Raw genomic sequence first — 17973 nt, 5'->3', positions numbered from 1 at the left:
TAAGATTTGGAGGAATAAATCATGGCTAAACAAAAATTTGAAAGAAAAAAACCACATGTTAATGTTGGCACAATTGGTCACGTTGACCACGGTAAAACTACATTAACTGCTGCTTTAACAAATGTATTATCTCAAAAAGGTCTTGCATCTTTTGTAGATTATGCAAATATTGACAAAGCTCCAGAAGAAAGAGAACGCGGTATTACTATTGCAACAAGCCACGTTGAATATGAATCTGAAACTCGTCACTATGCACATGTTGACTGTCCAGGACACGCCGACTATGTTAAAAATATGATTACTGGTGCAGCTCAGATGGATGGTGCTATATTAGTTGTATCAGCTGCTGATGGTCCTATGCCACAAACTCGTGAACACATACTTCTTGCTCGTCAAGTTGGTGTTCCATATATCATTGTTTTCATGAACAAATGCGATATGGTTGATGATGAAGAACTTTTAGAACTTGTTGAAATGGAAATAAGAGAATTATTATCTTCATACGAATTTCCTGGTGATGACACTCCAATTGTTAAAGGTTCTGCTTTAAAAGCATTAGAAAACCCAACTGATGAAGCTCAAACTAAACCTATTTGGGATTTATTAGCTGCATTAGATGCATATATTCCAACTCCAGAAAGAGCTGTTGATCAGCCATTCTTAATGCCAATTGAAGATGTGTTCTCTATTTCTGGCCGTGGCACAGTTGTTACTGGTCGTGTAGAACGCGGTGTAATTAAAGTTGGTGAAGAAATTGAAATTGTTGGTATACATGACACATCTAAAACAACAGTTACAGGTGTTGAAATGTTCCGTAAACTTTTAGACGAAGGTGTTGCTGGTGATAATATTGGTGTGTTACTTCGCGGAACTAAAAAAGATGAAGTTGAACGCGGTCAAGTATTAGCTAAACCGGGTTCTATTACTCCACATAAAAAATTCAAAGCAGAAGCTTATATCTTAACTAAAGATGAAGGTGGCCGTCACACTCCATTCTTTGGTGGATACCGTCCACAGTTCTATTTTAGAACTACTGATGTTACTGGTATCATCGTTCTTCAAGAAGGTGTTGAAATGGTTATGCCTGGTGATAACATCAGCTGTGAAGTTCAACTTATCCAACCAATTGCTATGGAAAAAGGTCTTCGTTTTGCTATCCGTGAAGGTGGTAGAACTGTTGGTGCAGGCGTTGTTACTGAAATTATTGAGTAATCAGGCTGGTAGATTGTAATGGAAAATCAAAAGATAAGAATAAAACTTAAAGCTTTTGAACACAAAATTTTAGATAAAGTTGTAAAAGATATTGTTAATACAGCTAAAAGAACAGGTGCAAGAGTTGTTGGTCCTATACCACTTCCTACTCGCATTGAAAAATTTTGTGTAACTCGTTCTCCTCATGTTGATAAAAATTCTCGTGAGCAGTTTGAAATAAGGACTCATAAGCGTTTAATTGATATTTTTGAGTATAATCCTCAAACAATTGATGCACTTAAGAATCTTGAGCTATCTGCGGGCATAGACGTAGAGATTAAACTCTAATAAAGGCAGGAATAAATGGCAAAGGGAATTATCGGTAAAAAAATCGGAATGACACAAGTATTTTCTGATAACGGAGCGGTTATTCCGGTTACGGTTGTACAAGCTGGACCATGTGTCGTTGTGCAGAAAAAAACCGTTGAATCTGATGGCTATAATGCTATACAAATCGGGTTCGAAGAGATACTCTCAGAAAAGAAAGTTAATAAACCTATGGCTGGACATTTTAAAAAAGCAGATGTTAAGCCAATGAAATATCTTCGTGAAGTTCGTGTTGATGCTATTGATGACTACAATGTGGGTCAGACAATCAGCACAGAAATATTTGCAGAAGGCGATTTAGTAGATATCCAAGGCGTAACAATAGGTAAAGGTTTCGCTGGTGGTATGAAACGCTGGAACTTTGCAGGTGGCCCTGGTGGTCATGGTTCAGGCTTTCACCGTAGACTAGGTTCTATAGGTATGAAAGAATGGCCTGCAGAAGTAAACAAAGGTAAAAAAATGGCTGGTCACTTAGGTGTGGAAACTGTTACAACTCAAAGATTAAAAGTTGTAAAAGTTATGCCTGAAAAAAATGTTATACTTGTTCAAGGCTCTGTTTCGGGTCATAAAAACGGTATAATATACATCAAAGGAACAGCTAAACCAAAAAGATAGTTTATTAATTAACTAAAATATATAGGCTCCCTTAACTTTAAGGGAGCTTTTTTTGTATCAAATAATTTAAAATTCTATAATATTTATAAAAGCATTACAATTATGTCATATTAAGCCGTAAGGTGAAATATATAAAATATTAGTATTGCAAAACTTTTTGCAAATATAAATAATTATTATTCTAGATTCTTCGCCAGTGGCTCAGAATAGACATTGTGTATGAAAGTTTATTGAAAACTTATTTTATAACTTGTTTATATTTTTCATTTATATTACATATTAAAAAAGAAATTATAATAAAGCTTGCATAGAGAAACATAACTTTATGTTATTTTTTTTAAAAAAATAATCAGTAATTATTTAATGCAGCTAGATATTCAATGCCTATATCTGCATATAATTTTTATTTGATAAAAAGATTAAAATTGTCTTAATTATTGATAATACTAAATAAAAAAAACTGTATTTATATTAACAAAAGTATTATATTTGTTAAATTTGCAGAAAAAGTGTAATTTATGAGTTGATAAAGATTTATTTTTAAGTATATTAAATATACAAAAAACTTGGAGGCAAAGAAGATGGGAAAAGAAACTAATGTTTTAAAATCATTAGAAGAAAGCTCAGTATCAAGGCGTTCCTTTTTAAAAGGCATATCAGCACTTGGTGCAATGGCTGCCATGTATGGCTGCTCTAAAGATGGCAGTTCAGATATTATATACGGGGGGGGGCTGGCACAAGTTCCAATGATGAAAATGATTTAACTCCCGATTATATTCGTTACGGCACAAGCGGTCATAACTGCGGTGCTAAATGTCTTATAAAAGCTCATGTAAAAAATGGTGTAATTAAGCGTTTTGTTACAGATGAAAGCATTATAGACACAACTGGTCAAGTAATTGACAGTGAAAACCCTAACTGTTCAGCTTCAAGAGCGTGTTCAAAATGTCGTTCTTATAAATTCCGTTTATATCATCCCGGAAGATTAAAATATCCATTAAAACAAACTAAAAAACGCGGTGATTTATCTGGCTTTATTCGCATTTCTTGGGAACAGGCATTAGATGAAATCGCAAGAAAACATAAAGCAATTACAGATAAATACGGTCCAGAATCATTTCACTCAATATATGCCTGTGGTGCATATTCTTCTTCGTGGCAGGGTGGCGGCTACACTGGTATATGGACAGGTATAAGCACATCAGCTGCGGCAAGTTTAATGGGCGGTTATGCAAAATATACTCATGATTATTCTTTTCATCAAAGGTCATTCTTTGGCACTGGCTATACTGGTTATAATGGCAGCAGTGCAAATGCAAATACTGTTGCAAGTGCAGTTAAAAATGTTGTTTTATGGGGTTCCAATGTATTATCAACAGTAAACAGCTCAGCATATTCTGAAATCCGTTCTGTTGAAATGATGAAGCAGCGTGGCGGTAAAGTATGGTTCATAGGACCAGAATTTGTTGACACTGGTGTAACTCTTGCAGATACATGGTATCAAATGAAACCATACACTGATACTGCATTAATTCTTGGTATGCTTTATCATGCAATAGATACTACATTTGATGCTGATGGTAACAAAAAAACAGGCGGATTATTAGATGTAGATTATATTGATACAATGGTATATGGTTTCTTTGATTCTCCAGAATATTGGATAGAAACTAATTATACTAAGGGAACAGATACAGCTGTTGGAACGGATATAAATGAAAATGCTGGAAAAATATATATAGACCAAACAACTGCAAAGTCTGAAATTGATAAATGGGACAAAGAAACAGGACCATTTACAATAGGTAGAAACACATATCCATATCGTTGGAAAAATAAAGCGGACACATCATTGTATGTTTATCAAGAGCCTATTGTAAAAGTAAATGCAGTTCCTGCAGGTCGTTCACTTTCAGCTTATATTATGGGCAGTGATGCGAGACTTACAAAAGCAGCTTACAGTGGCAACTATGTAGCTGACCAGTTTGCATCTAAACAGGCTAAAAGAAATGGCTCTATTTGCTCTTATATTTCATCAGCAGGTAATACTACAAAATACAAAACTAAAAAAGATTTTTTAAAACCTAAAAATACAAAATGGGCTTCTGATATTACTGGTATACCAGAACAGGCTATTAAAGATTTAGCAGAGCTTTATTTTAACCAAGATAATCATCCAATATACAGCGAATGGTGCGGTGCTCAGCAAAAGCAGGCAAATGGTGTGATTAATATGTTTGCTTTGCAGGCACTTCTTATTCTTTCTAAATCATGGGGGCAGACTGGTGACGGTTTAGGCAGAGCTTTTGGTGGTGCAAGAAGTAATGCAGCAGGCACATTAAATGTAAGTATAAGCCGTCCAGATGTTCCAAGCAGCCCTGCAACACCAGTTATTTCCTGCACTCAGTGGCATAATGCAATAAAATTTGCATTTAAAGAGCAGTTAACTGCAAATGGTTATTCTGCAAAATATATACCTGACTGGGATTATAGAAATTCTGAGTCAGGTGTTTACTATGAAGATGGTGGTGCAAAAGCTCTTTATACATGGGATAGAGAAGCAGATGGCACAATAAAAACAAATGCTGATGGATATTATAAATGGAAAACAGGTAAAGATGGCAAACCATTAAAAGCAGGGTTTCGGTTTATATTAAACTCTGGTGGTAATATTCCAATGAACCAGCATATGGACCCAAATGATGCAAGAGAAATGTTTGAAGCTCTTGATTTAGGTTCTACACAGCCAGATAATCCAGATACATTCTGCATGGTATCATTTGATAACTTTTTATCTCCGTCTCCAAGATGGTCAGACTATGTATTACCTGCTGCTACAACTTGGGAACAGGAAGATATTATCAGCATATCTCTTGGTAACTCTTTATATATCCCAGTTGTAAGTAATGCTCCCGGTCAGGCTAAATCTCAATGGAACTTTACAAATGATTTATTAAAAGCAGTAGGTAAATTAAAAGGTGTTGGTAATGAGCTTGCGACTAAATTTACAGGCGGCATTCCTAATCAGCAAATTGAAGATTTAGTAAAAGATGCATTTGGTAAAGCAAGTGTAAATCCGCAAAGTTTATACCATGGCAAAACATGGGAAGATTTCATTAATAACCCTTATGCTCCAAAAACAGCAAGTGAATATGCACCAGTTACTGTTACAAAAACTACTTTAAGGGAAAATCTTGATAATTATCTTGCTGGTAATATGTCTCAAGCATTTATATCAGGTATTAAGACAAACGAAAAAACAGGCTATGGTGCACAATGGCTGCAATCAACTATTGATTTATGTCCAAAAGCATCTGGCAGGTTTCATGTATATTCAGATTCACTTGTTTACTGCTATGAACACCGTTTTGAACAATGGCACGGATACCTTGCAAGTAAGGGACAGGCTACTGGTCAAGCTAACAAAGACTTTGAAAATGACCCATTAGTTTATCCTATTCCATTATACTATGCTTATGAAGACTATTTTAATGAAGCTTATGGTGTAATGAATGGTAAAAATACATTAGATATGAGCAAAGGTTATCTCTTAACAACTACTCATGATAGATATAGAGCACACTCATCTCAGTCTGAAAATCCATATTTAAGAGAATTAACTCACAGAATTAAAGGCGGAGCTTTATATTCTGGTAATGACTGGAATGAGTATGGCAATATTGGTGCAGTTCAGGAAGTAAAAGCTGGTGAAACAGCAAACCTTGCCCGTCTTAATCAGACAATTTCAAACGGTCAGCCAATAGCTGGCAAAGAAAATGTCGCTTCTTGGAGTGAAGTGTGGATGAATAATCAGGATGCTGCAGCAGAAGGTATTGCTGATGGTCAATTAATCACAATAGGCAACCCGATAGGTGATGTTCGTGTTATTGCAAGAGTTACTGACAGGGTAGTAAGAGGCTTTATTGGACTTCATCAAGGCTGCTGGTATGACCCAGACCCAGTTGACGGCATAGATGATGGAGGGTGTGCAAATACACTTATGGCTCAAAGACCATCAAGGGTAGACCATGGTAACGGACAGCAGTCTGCTATGGTATGGATAAAAAATAAATAATTATAGGAGATAATCATGCGTTATGCATTTTATTTTGACCAAACTAGATGTATGTCATGTAATTCATGTTCTGTTTCTTGCAAAGACTATAACCAGATAAACCCTGGACCAGTTCGCTGGAGAAAAGTTGATACATATAAAACAGATGGCAGTTTAATAGCTATGTTTAACCTTGCAATGAGCTGTAATCACTGCGAAGAACCGGCATGTCTTGCCGCATGCTCACAAAATGCAATAATTAAAAAAGACAATGGTATTGTTTATGTAGATAGAAGCAAATGTATAGGCTTACATCTTTGTATTGCTGCATGTCCATTTGCTGCCACTCATATTGCAGATGATAAGCAGGAGCCAGAACAAAAAGTTTCATGGACAATTACTCATCCAATGCAGAAATGTGATATGTGTATGAGCCGTGTTGAAAAAGGTGAAAAACCAGTATGTGTTGCATCATGCGTTGGTCATGCTCTTGATTTTGGTGATTTTGAAACCCTTAAATCAAAATACTCTGATGCAGTTCAGTTAAATCCAAGTGATTTCCCTTATGCTTATGCAAATAATACTACTGAAACAGGTCCATCAATGCTTATTAAAAAACGCACTAGGACAGTAACTCTTAACAACGGAAAATAATAAATACAGGCTTATCAGTATAACTGCTGGTAAGTCTTTTGGAGAAAATATGGCAGCAGATTTACAAGAAATATTTGGCGGCAGGGAAGTTATTTATGCTTTTTTTGCAAAGCTTTTTTTAGAGCCGATATGTGAAAATGAATATAAAATGATAAACGATATATTGCCAATGCTTAAAAATTTGGAAGATATATCATCACTTGCAAAAAAAGAAATAAACATGCTTGATGATTTCATTACTAAATATAACTCTTTGCAGGAAAAGGAATTAGATGAATTTAAGTTAGATAATCTTCGTGCATATACAAGGATATTTGCATTAACTGACAGTGTTCCAAATTCTGAATCATATTACACATCATTAGAACACCTTGTAAATCAACAGTCAAGGGAACAGGTGTTAAAGTCATATAAAACTTTTGGTTATGATACGGATTTTCATGATTCTAATGAACCAGAAGACTTTATTGCCTATGAGCTTATGTTTATGTCATATCTATCAAGAAAAGCAGTTATATGTATGAATAATGGTAAAGAAGAAAACTATAATATAGTAATAAAGGCTCAGAAAGAATTTATTAAAGACCATTTCTTTAAATATATTGATGAATTTATAAATAAAATGGAGATGTTTGAGCAGGGAAAAATCTTTTATTTACCATTAAGTTACTTTTTAAGAGAGTATTTAAAATATGATTATGAATTTTTAAACTCTCTAAATAACTAATTAAGGAGCCAATGCCTATGAAACGGCTGATGTTAAATACATTATGTATGTTAGCTTTTGTGTTCCCAGCATATTCCTATGTTGGCGATTCTTATGTAACCCCAGACAGCTGGAGCAGACATGTGAATGCCAACGGTATCAAAGCAAGCCTTAACGGTCTCAGCTTTGGCGATACAGGCATATTAAAAATAGGGTTAACAACAAGAGCTGCATTTAAATTTGGAGAAGATGAAGACTGGTCAATTTATCAGTATGCCCGTCTGAGATTAAGTGAAACGAAACTAGGTCAAGGCACAGTGAATGTAAACTTAAATATTCGTGGAGCTTATGACAGTCTTCCAGATATTGGTGGCAGCACAATGGACAGCCAGTCATCAAGCTATTCAGGAAATTCATATAACCAGTTTTATGACGGCTTATATACTTCCCGCAAATATGATGAATACACCCGCTTAAGCGGTAAATATGATGGTAATTTTAGAATATATCAGGCTAATGTAGAGTTTAAAGGAGTAGTGCCTTATACAGATATAACAGCAGGCAGAATATATTTAAATAATCTAGATATGTATAAAATAGACGGCGGCAGTTTCCATTTTGATACCTGTGACTATTTTAAGCTTGATATATACGGCGGTCTGCCTGTCAGCTATTACAGCAATTTAAAAACATCTTTAATAGGAGCAGCGATAGAAGTTCCAGTAACGATAAGCGGCACAAAAATCAGAGCCGAGTATAATTACTTCATACATGAAGATGGCGGAGACTTTAACACCCATACTGCCAGAGGCAGAATAGACCAGAGCTTATCCTTTCCCGATATAATATCATCCAATATCTATCTGGAAGGAGCCATAATAGGTAAAGCTATGCTTTATGAAGCAGGTCTGGATGCGAATATAGATATAAGCCGCACAGGCATATCAGCCTACATAGCAGGTCAGTATGATAAGAATAAAGGCGATATAAACCCGTATATATCCATGTATGAAAATATGCTGGGCGGCAGCAGTGAATATGTAATGGGCGGAGTAATGGTTACACAGGGAATAACTGACTATTTAGTATTAGGAATAGGCTGGGAAACACGATTTAATTTCAGTGAAAGCTATGGCGACAGAGACTACCAGAGAGTATTCGGTAATATAGACCTTGTGGGTTTACTCCATAAAAACAATTATTTAAGTTTAATAGTAGACTGGTATGATGTAGCAGCATATAAAAGACAGGACAGCAATTCTAAAGTAATGGGAGGTTTTCGTATAACTCAGGTATTTACAGATAGACTAGAAGCATGGGCAGGAGTAAATGTTCAGAACTATCAGTATAGAAACAGCCCGATAAAATCCTACCCGCAGTATGGAGAAGATATGGTTAGTTTACAAGACAGAAATGAAAATACCACAATGGCATATATTGGAGCGATGTATCGCCCAATAGACTGGTGTGTGTTACAGGTTGATTATAGTTATGAATATGCAGACCTTTTTAAAAGTGCTGACTTACAGCCAGATATTCATACATTAAGTATCTGGGCAAACTTTATCTGGTAGGTGCAGGATATGAAAAAGAACTTATTACTAATCATCTTATTATTTCTTTTTACAGCAGGTGTAACATCAGCAGTAGATTCCACTAAGCCGTCTACCCATAACAGCAGCTGGGAGCAGAAGCATGGTCAGGCAGCCAAAACTAATATGAGCGAATGCATAATGTGCCATGAAGAACGAGTAGAATGTATATCCTGTCATGAAGATACTGCTCCAAGAAATCATACAGTAACCTTTGTGAATAAAACACACGGGTTAGAATCCAGATGGAACAGAACAACATGTCAGACATGTCATAAAGAAGATTTCTGTGACAGCTGTCATGAGACATCCTATCCAATGAGCCATGCCCGAGCAGGATTTGTATCAGGAGCAGGCTCCCACTGTGGCACAAGCTGTGTAGTTCCCGTAGGCAGCTGGAATAACACTCCATCTAAAAACTGTCTTGTATGTCACAAAACAAGACCTGTAACAAAATCAGGTGCTCTGCATACTGTGAAGTAACTGCATTGATATTTGTAAAATATCCTGCATTAATATATTGTCCGCTCTGCATCGCAGGGCGGAGTTTTTTCAAATATATAGAAATTATTTCTGCAATATATAAAACTCTTGTATATTTTATCAAAATTAATTATTCTATTTAACAAATAAATTAGTTGGTGAGATATGGCTTATAATGATTTAAGAGAGTTTATTAAGGTTTTAGAAAAAAATGGCGAATTAAAAAGGGTTTCTGCCAAAGTTGACCCTGTATTAGAAGTGGCAGAAATAACTGACAGAGTATCAAAAAATTATGGTGAAGCTCTTCTTTTTGAAAATGTAGATGGATCAGACCATGATATAGTGATAAATATATTTGGCTCTATAAAAAGAATGTGTATGGCTTTGGAAGTTGATGATTTAGATGACCTTGGTGAGCGTATTATAAACCTTGTTGATAAAAATACACCACAGAATTTTATGGATAAATTAAAAAGCCTGCCTATGATTATGGAAATTAGCAATATACTGCCTAAAACAGTAAAAAAAGGTGCATGTAAAGAAGTTATTATAAAAGGCGATGATGTAGATTTATTGAAATTTCCAGTAATAAAATGCTGGCCTGGTGATGCAGGCAGGTTTATAACTATGCCTTGTGTATTTACTAAAGACCCAGAAACAGGCACAAGAAACTGCGGTATGTATCGTATGCAGGTATATGATGGCAAAACTACAGGTATGCACTGGCATATTCATCATGGTGGAGCAGACCATTTTAGAAAAGCACAAAGAATGGGGCTTGAAAAATTAGAAGCAGCTGTTGCTCTTGGTCCAGACCCTGTTGTTACATTTGCAGCAACTGCACCTGTGCCTGATGGTATAGATGAAATGCTTTTTGCAGGCTTTATCAGAAAACAGGCTGTTGAAATGATAAAATGCGAAACTGTAGATTTAGAAGTGCCTGCAAATAGTGAAATAGTTTTAGAAGGATATGTATTAACTAATGAACTTCGCAGGGAAGGTCCTTTTGGCGACCATACAGGCTACTATTCCTTAGCTGATGATTTTCCAGTATTTCATATAACATGTATTACTCATAGAAAAGATGCAGTATATCCTACAACTATAGTTGGTAAGCCGCCTATGGAAGACTGCTATATGGGAGTTGCAACTGGCAGAATATTCCTGCCTATTCTTAAAAAACAGGTTCCAGAGATTGTTGATATGTATATGCCGTTAGAAGGTGTATTTCATAACATTATGTTTTTATCTATTGATAAAAAATATCCTATGCAGGCACATAAAATTATGCACTATGTATGGGGCACAGGTCAGATGATGTTTACTAAAATGATAGTTATAGTTGATAAAGATGTAGATGTTAAAAATACAAATGAAGTGCTTTGGAGAATGGGTAACAATGTGGACTGGGAAAGAGATACATGTATTGTAAAAGGTCCTGTTGATACATTAGACCATTCATCACCTTATGCTTTCTGGGGCAATAAAATAGGAATAGATGCAACTAAAAAACTGCCCGGTGAAGGACATTTAAGAGAATGGCCTGAAGATATTGTTATGAGTGATGAAATTCGTGAGCTTGTAACAAAACGCTGGAAAGAATACGGTTTATAAGATGGGTGGTAAAAAAGATTTAGCTCCGTTTATGGAATATTTAAAAGAGCTTTTTCCAGAGGCTCATTGCGAGCTTACATATAATGACCCATTTCAGCTTTTAGTGGCAACAATACTTTCTGCTCAGTGCACAGATAAGCAGGTAAATAAAGTAACACCTTTATTATTTTCAGAATATGCTGATGCAGAAAGTATGGCTGAAGCACCTATAGAAAAAATAGAAAAATTAATACATTCTACTGGGTTTTATAAAAACAAGGCTAAAAATATTAAAAGTATGTCTCATGCACTTATACATGAACATAATGGCAAAGTGCCTGATAATATGGAAAGCCTTGTAAAACTTCCCGGAGTAGGAAGAAAAACGGCAAATGTAGTGCTTGGCAATGCTTTTAAAGTGCCGGGGATGGTTGTAGATACTCATGTTAAAAGAATATCTAATAGATACGGTCTTACAAAAAACTCAGACCCTGAAAAAATAGAGCAGGATTTAATGAAAATATTTCCGCGAGATAGATGGACAGAGCTTTCACATCAGCTTGTGCTGTTTGGCAGATATTTCTGCACTGCTAAAAAACCAAACTGCAATGAATGTAAAATATTTGCATACTGTCCTGCAGGAAATAAACTGGTAAAATAATATGCGTGAATTATATTTGGATATGACTTCTGGTATTTCTGGCGATATTATGCTTGCAGGGCTTTTAGGACTTGGAGCAGACAGTAAAGAATTATCACAAATATTGTCAAAAATGCTTAATAAGCATGTTCAATTAGAGCTTGAAACAGTGTGGCGAAATGCTGTCTGCTGCAACAGGCTTGCTATAAAATGTGATATAGAAGGGGAGCCTTTCAGACATTTAGAAAATATTAAAAATATGATATATTCTGCTGAATGCTGCCAGCAGATAAAAGATAATGCAGTCAAAACTTTTGAAGTAATAGCAGAAGCTGAAAGCAAAGTTCATGGAATAAGTATAGAAGAAGTTCATTTTCATGAAATAGGTGCAGTAGATACTATTATTGATGTTTTTGGAGCATGCTGGCTTTTAAATCAGTTAAAAATAGATAGAGTAATATCAAATATTCCTGTAACTGGTTATGGATATATTAATGCAGCTCATGGTATAATGCCTGTTCCTGCCCCTGCAACTCTTAAAATATTAGAAAATATGCCTTTAAAAAGAGTAGATACAGAAGGGGAGATGATAACACCAACTGGTGCAGCACTGCTTAAAACTAATGTATCAGAATATACAAATTCTTTTACAGGAATTGTGATAAAGGACAGTTTTTCAACAGGTCAGAAAGAGTTTAAAGGTATGGCAAACTTTATGCGTGCCATTATTTTAGAAAATACTTATAATGACAGTATAATAAACATTACCACAAATATAGATGATATGACAGGTGAACTTTTAGGCTATCTGCATGAAAAACTAATGGAAAAAGGGGCAAAAGATGTATGCTTCATACCTGCTTTTGGCAAAAAAAACAGACCACTGTATATTGTAAATATAATGTGTGTAGAAAAAGATAAAGATGAGATAATATATACTTTATTTAAATATTCAAGCACAATAGGTATGCGAATAGAAAAAGTCAACAGAATAACTGCGGAAAGAGATTTTATAGAAAAAGAAGTTATGGGTGAGAAAATTAAACTAAAACGCATAAAATATAAAGATATAGAAAGGCTTTTTCCAGAATGGGAAGACTGTAAAAAAGCATCAGAAATATTAAACCTTACACCCTCTGAAATAATGCAGAAAGTATTAGAGTAAAAACGATAATATATAATTTAGATTTTTCGCCTTTAAATCAGGCTCAAAATGACTGCAATGTGACAATATAGTCATACTGAGAGTGATAAAGAGAAGTATATTATAATTTATTCTTTATTAAAAAAATACTTTCCAGCTACGGACTTTTAATTCCATCGCTACTTGCTTGGAAAGTCCTTGCATAGCCAAAAACGGGGTCTTTCCCATATAAATGGCAAGCCGTTTTCTATACTTGGAGCGAAGAGTAGTAAAATACACTCCCCTTGAATTTTTTAAATCACACTCTGCTGAAACAAGTTTGGTTATCGCTCACTTTCGGCTTGTCCTGAGCCTGCTTCCGTGTCTTACTGATCTTGATTTTTAAGCGAAGTATCTAAAAAACAGATAAGTTAAATATATTATACAATACTTTAATATATATAATTTAGATTTTTCATCTTTAAAATCAGGCTCAAAATAATTTATAGGGCAAAATTTTTGGGTAAGTTTCCATTTTATTTAAGCTAAATTTGTAGAAAAATTACTTAAAATATGCTAATAGCAAGCTCCATATAAATTAAATGTTCTTTCAAAACCTTTTTTAATTACTTCAAATGTGCCAATATTAAGCTTTATATTTAAATATTTATCTGCATTTACTGATTAAAAACATTAACATCTTTTGGCAGTTTCTTTTTAAAAGATGAATCGCTTATTTTTTTATCAATTTCTACTTTGCTTAAAGTTATAGTAGTTAAGTTTCCTGCATTATCTTTACTGTTTATTTCAGATATTACATCATTTTTAAATACAATATTAATATAGGCAAGCCCTGTATCATTTTTTGGTTTTAAATATAATGTATTGTCTTTCTGCTCTGCACTAAAACTTTTGCTAAGCTGAGAAAAATCCATCAAAACCTGCAAAAGAGCATATTCTTTATAGTCTTTTGTTTTCATTTTAATAAGCTGGTTATTGATTTCATCATAATGGTTAATATCTGTATTTGTTATAAGATACCATGATGAATAAGGCTCAGTATAATCCCACAATGCTTTTTCTTTCATATTTATATATACTTTACCTGTATATATATCTTCACCGTAATCTTTTAAATTATTTATCTGTTTAAACTCTGCTGATAAACTTTTAATATCAGATAACTGTTTCATATAGTCAGTATTCTTTTTATCTTCTGCAAAAGCAGTAAAACATACTAATATAAAAAGTAACAATAATAATTTTTTCATATATCACCTAATATATATTAATTAGCCTTGCACACCATGACAGTTTTTATATTTTTTACCACTGCCGCAAGGACATGGGTCATTTCTTCCTATTTTTGGTGCATTTCTTTTAACAGTTGCAGTTTTTTTATTAGTTTCTTTTTCAAGTGAGCGTTTTTCTTTTAACTGTTTTTTATTTTCAGCCTGCAGTTGTTTAAGCCTGCGTGCATTTTCTGCAGCAGCTTCTTCTGGAGTCTGCATTTGTATCTGCACTTTCATAATAAGCTCAACTGTTTCTCTGTTTATTTTATCCATCATTTCAATAAAAAGTGTATAAGCTTCTCTTTTATATTCTATTAATGGGTCTTTTTGTCCGTAACCCCTTAGACCTACACTATCACGGAGATGGTCCATATGCAGCAGATGTTGTTTCCACCTGTTATCAAGAGTATTAATAAGAATATATTTTGAAAAATCTTCAAAATGGTCTTTAAATTCCTGTTTTCTTTCCTGAAATTTTGCTTCAAATTGACCTGCCAATTCTTTTTTAGCAATATCTAAATGTTTTGCATCAGCCTGAGATAAATCTGTTTTTATACCAAATATTCTTTCAAATATTTTTTCTGCTTCTTCATAGTTTGGATTTTGCGGAGTAATAAAATCTTCAAGCAGTGCACTGATAACATCATTTGCATATTCCTTTATAATGTCATCAATATCAGAGCCTTGTAAAATCTGGCTTCTAAGGCTGTATACAACTTTTCTTTGAGCATTTGCCACATTATCATATTCAAGTAAATGTTTACGCATTTCAAAATGGAATGCTTCCACTTTTTTCTGTGCACTCTCTATAGTCTTACTAATAAGAGATGATTCTATTTCTTCTCCGTGTTGTAAACCTAATGTGCTCATTATTTTAGAAAGTTTTTCTGCACCAAACTTTCTTAATAAATCATCTTCTGTGCTGAGATAAAATCTGCTTTCTCCATTATCTCCCTGTCTTCCAGACCTGCCTCGCAGCTGGTTATCAATACGGCGTGATTCATGTCTTTCTGTGCCTAAAATAAATAATCCGCCTAATTCCTGCACACCTTCGCCTAATTTAATATCTGTTCCACGACCTGCCATATTTGTAGCAATAGTAACAGCACCAATTTTACCAGCATGGGCAACAATTTCTGCTTCTCTTTCATGGTTTTTAGCATTTAACACTTCATGTTTTATTTTTGCTTTTTGCAGCATGTGGGAAAGCAGTTCACTTTTTTCAATGGAGATAGTTCCCACAAGAACAGGCTGCCCTTTTTTGTGCAGCTCGCCTATAATTTTAACAATAGCTTCATATTTTTCCTGAGCAGTTCTGTAAATTACATCAGGTCTGTCTATCCTGTTTACTTTTCTGTGTGTTGGAACAGGCACAACTTCCAGTCCATATATGCTTTTAAATTCATTAGCTTCTGTTAATGCTGTTCCTGTCATACCAGAAAGTTTTTCATACATTCTAAAATAGTTTTGGAAAGTGATAGATGCATAAGTCTGGTTTTCATTTTGCACCTGCACTTCTTCTTTTGCTTCTAATGCTTGATGAAGTCCATCAGAATATCTTCTTCCGGGCATAAGCCTGCCTGTAAATTCATCAACTATTACTACTTCTCCATTCTGCACAACATAATCTACATCAAGTTTAAAAACTGCATGGGCTTTTAATGCATTATTCACAAAGTGCAGAGTGTCTACATTCTGGATATCATAAAGGTTGCCAATTTTTAGCCCAGCTTCTACAAAGTTTATACCCTCATCTGTTAAATCAGCAGATTTTCTTTTTTCATCAATAGTATAATGGGTTTCTGGCTGCAAAAGCCTTACAACATTATTAACTGCATAGTAGCTGTCAGTAGTATTATTTGTAGGGCCTGAAATAATAAGCGGGGTTCTTGCTTCATCTATTAAAATAGAGTCTACTTCATCCACAATAGCATAGTGTAGCTCTCTTTGAACATATTCAGATAAATCATATTTCATATTATCCCTTAAATAGTCAAAGCCAAACTCATTATTTGTGCCGTAAGTAATGTCACAGGCATAAGCCTGTTTCCTTGAAATATCTATAAGTTTTATAGTAAAATTTTCTTTATCATCCCATACTGCCTGCTTAGATGCATCACTTTGGATAATACCAACAGAAAGACCAAGTGCAAGGTATACTGGTGCCATCCAAGAAGCATCACGGCGAGCAAGATAATCATTTACAGTAACAAGGTGAGCCCCTTTTCCTTCAATAGCATTTAAATACATAGGCAGTGTAGCAACTAATGTTTTACCTTCACCAGTTTTCATTTCAGATATTTTACCTGAATGAAGAACATAGCCACCCATAAGCTGAACATCAAAATGACGCATTTTTAATATTCTGTTACTAACTTCTCTAACTGTTGCAAAAGCCTCTGGCAAAATATCATTTAAGCTTTCGCCTTCTGATAATCTTTTTCTAAATATAACAGTCTGGTTAAAAAGAGTATCGTTATCAAGGCTTTTAAGCCTTTCTTCATGGCTGTTAATATTATTAATTAATGGCTGTAATTTTTTAAATATTTTATCTGGACTTGGGGTAAATAGCTTTTCTATTAAATCTTTAAACATTGCTGCTCCTGCTGTTTTATATAATTAAAGATATTATAGTATATTTTTTGTTCTATAAAATCAAGTTTTTATATGTAATTTACACATTTTTTTGTTATACTGCAATAGATGAGTTATAAAAAAAGTTATATAAAATGATAACTATATACTAAAAGATATACATAAAAATAGGTTTATTCAACATTATATTAATTATTTTAGAAATATATGAGTGATAAATCATAATTTTATAAAATTTTGATACTATTTAGATATAAAAAAACGGAAAGAGAGGGATTCGAACCCTCGGTGAGCTGCCCCACACACGCTTTCCAGGCGTGCCCCTTAAACCAGACTCGGACACCTTTCCATTACATTATTAATTGTTTTAGAAGTATATATGTATAAAAGAATAAGAAAAAAATCAAGCAGTAATTTATGAATAATTAAAATTTAATTTACTTTGCGGTATTTATATAAATATTCATCTATTACTGACACTATTGATGACAGTCTTGTTAAATTTTTATTTAAATCTTCGTATACTCCTGTGTAGTCATGGCTTTCTGCCATAAAGCCAATGCGGGAAAATTCATCACCTAAATGCTCTAATTCATCAAGCACCTGCTGTTCAAATCCACATCCGCTTTCATATATTATTTTAAACAGTCCATGTGCTTTATAAAGACAGTCAAGCACATAGTCAAGTTTTCCTATATCGCTTAAATTATTAAAGTCATTTATATCCATAATGTCACCTTTATTCTTATGCTTTACTTACTTTTTCTAATATATTAGGTGCAAGTTTAGATTGTTCTTTACTTTTTACTGCCTGTTCAATAGATTTTTCCATAGCCAATTCTGCTTTGCGTCTTTCAGCCTGCAGCTCTGCATATTTTCTCCGTCTTTCCTGCAATGCTTCAAATGCTGCCATTTTTCTTTCATAATTACGCAAATCTACCATAATAGCCATATATGCCGCAGCACCAAGCACAGCCATTAAAATATCAATCTTATCCATAAACATTCCCCATCTATATAGTAACCATTATGCTGTTAATGCACACAG

At 34.2% G+C, this 17973-nt stretch carries 16 protein-coding genes and 1 tRNA gene; 12 read left to right on the top strand and 5 right to left on the bottom strand.

Translation table 11 applies throughout. The features are described from left to right. Nucleotides 1–21: 21 nt before the first annotated feature. From tuf to larC, 12 genes are all read left to right on the top strand, one after another. Nucleotides 22–1212 (top strand): elongation factor Tu, encoded by a 1191-nt coding sequence (tuf, locus tag N508_RS04770; protein WP_023275261.1) that lies wholly within the window; start codon nt 22–24, stop codon nt 1210–1212. 18 nt (nt 1213–1230) lie between these two features. Beyond that, on the top strand, nt 1231–1539 hold the full coding sequence (gene rpsJ, locus N508_RS04765; protein ID WP_023275260.1) for a 30S ribosomal protein S10: 309 nt from the start codon (nt 1231–1233) through the stop codon (nt 1537–1539). A gap of 15 nt (nt 1540–1554) precedes the next feature. Next, nucleotides 1555–2193 carry a 50S ribosomal protein L3 gene (rplC, locus tag N508_RS04760; protein ID WP_023275259.1) on the top strand — a complete coding sequence of 213 codons (639 nt, stop codon included), beginning with the start codon at nt 1555–1557 and terminating at the stop codon, nt 2191–2193. 581 nt (nt 2194–2774) lie between these two features. Beyond that, nucleotides 2775–2957 carry a twin-arginine translocation signal domain-containing protein gene (locus N508_RS04755; protein WP_023275258.1) on the top strand — a complete coding sequence of 61 codons (183 nt, stop codon included), beginning with the start codon at nt 2775–2777 and terminating at the stop codon, nt 2955–2957. Then, a complete protein-coding gene (locus N508_RS04750; protein ID WP_306455966.1) occupies nt 2912–6268 on the top strand; it encodes a molybdopterin-dependent oxidoreductase in 3357 nt (1118 codons plus the stop codon). The genes N508_RS04755 and N508_RS04750 overlap by 46 nt, the downstream gene beginning before the upstream one ends. 15 nt (nt 6269–6283) lie before the next feature. Next, nucleotides 6284–6901 carry a 4Fe-4S dicluster domain-containing protein gene (locus N508_RS04745; protein ID WP_023275256.1) on the top strand — a complete coding sequence of 206 codons (618 nt, stop codon included), beginning with the start codon at nt 6284–6286 and terminating at the stop codon, nt 6899–6901. A 49-nt stretch (nt 6902–6950) separates the two neighbouring features. Then, on the top strand, nt 6951–7628 hold the full coding sequence (locus N508_RS04740) for a TorD/DmsD family molecular chaperone (protein ID WP_023275255.1): 678 nt from the start codon (nt 6951–6953) through the stop codon (nt 7626–7628). 17 nt (nt 7629–7645) lie between these two features. Then, the gene (locus N508_RS04735) at nt 7646–9181 is read left to right on the top strand and encodes a hypothetical protein (RefSeq protein WP_023275254.1); all 1536 of its coding nucleotides are present in this window, start codon (nt 7646–7648) and stop codon (nt 9179–9181) included. Between the two features lie 9 nt (nt 9182–9190). Further along, nucleotides 9191–9682 (top strand): hypothetical protein, encoded by a 492-nt coding sequence (locus N508_RS04730; RefSeq protein WP_023275253.1) that lies wholly within the window; start codon nt 9191–9193, stop codon nt 9680–9682. 165 nt (nt 9683–9847) lie between these two features. Continuing rightward, on the top strand, nt 9848–11296 hold the full coding sequence (locus N508_RS04725) for a menaquinone biosynthesis decarboxylase (RefSeq protein ID WP_023275252.1): 1449 nt from the start codon (nt 9848–9850) through the stop codon (nt 11294–11296). A gap of 1 nt (nt 11297) precedes the next feature. Beyond that, the gene (gene nth, locus N508_RS04720) at nt 11298–11936 is read left to right on the top strand and encodes an endonuclease III (protein ID WP_023275251.1); all 639 of its coding nucleotides are present in this window, start codon (nt 11298–11300) and stop codon (nt 11934–11936) included. Between the two features lies 1 nt (nt 11937). Further along, complete coding sequence (larC, locus tag N508_RS04715; RefSeq protein ID WP_023275250.1) at nt 11938–13080, top strand: nickel pincer cofactor biosynthesis protein LarC; 1143 nt, start codon at nt 11938–11940, stop codon at nt 13078–13080. A gap of 635 nt (nt 13081–13715) precedes the next feature. Here larC and N508_RS04710 read toward each other — a convergent pair. From N508_RS04710 to N508_RS04690, 5 genes are all read right to left on the bottom strand, one after another. Then, entirely contained in the window at nt 13716–14309 is a 594-nt protein-coding gene (locus N508_RS04710; RefSeq protein ID WP_023275249.1) for a LolA family protein, read from the bottom strand. Nucleotides 14310–14330: 21 nt separating this feature from the next. Further along, a complete protein-coding gene (secA, locus tag N508_RS04705) occupies nt 14331–16925 on the bottom strand; it encodes a preprotein translocase subunit SecA (protein WP_023275248.1) in 2595 nt (864 codons plus the stop codon). Between the two features lie 262 nt (nt 16926–17187). Then, a tRNA-Ser gene (locus tag N508_RS04700) sits at nt 17188–17274 on the bottom strand. 83 nt (nt 17275–17357) lie between these two features. Further along, complete coding sequence (locus tag N508_RS04695; protein ID WP_023275247.1) at nt 17358–17654, bottom strand: hypothetical protein; 297 nt, start codon at nt 17652–17654, stop codon at nt 17358–17360. A gap of 16 nt (nt 17655–17670) precedes the next feature. After that, nucleotides 17671–17925, bottom strand: coding sequence for a hypothetical protein (locus tag N508_RS04690; protein ID WP_023275246.1), 255 nt, complete (start codon nt 17923–17925; stop codon nt 17671–17673). Nucleotides 17926–17973 lie beyond the last annotated feature (48 nt).

It is taken from the genome of Mucispirillum schaedleri ASF457, from assembly GCF_000487995.2.
Taxonomy (GTDB): domain Bacteria; phylum Chrysiogenota; class Deferribacteres; order Deferribacterales; family Mucispirillaceae; genus Mucispirillum; species Mucispirillum schaedleri.
This window is presented reverse-complemented; position numbering and strand designations above follow the sequence as displayed.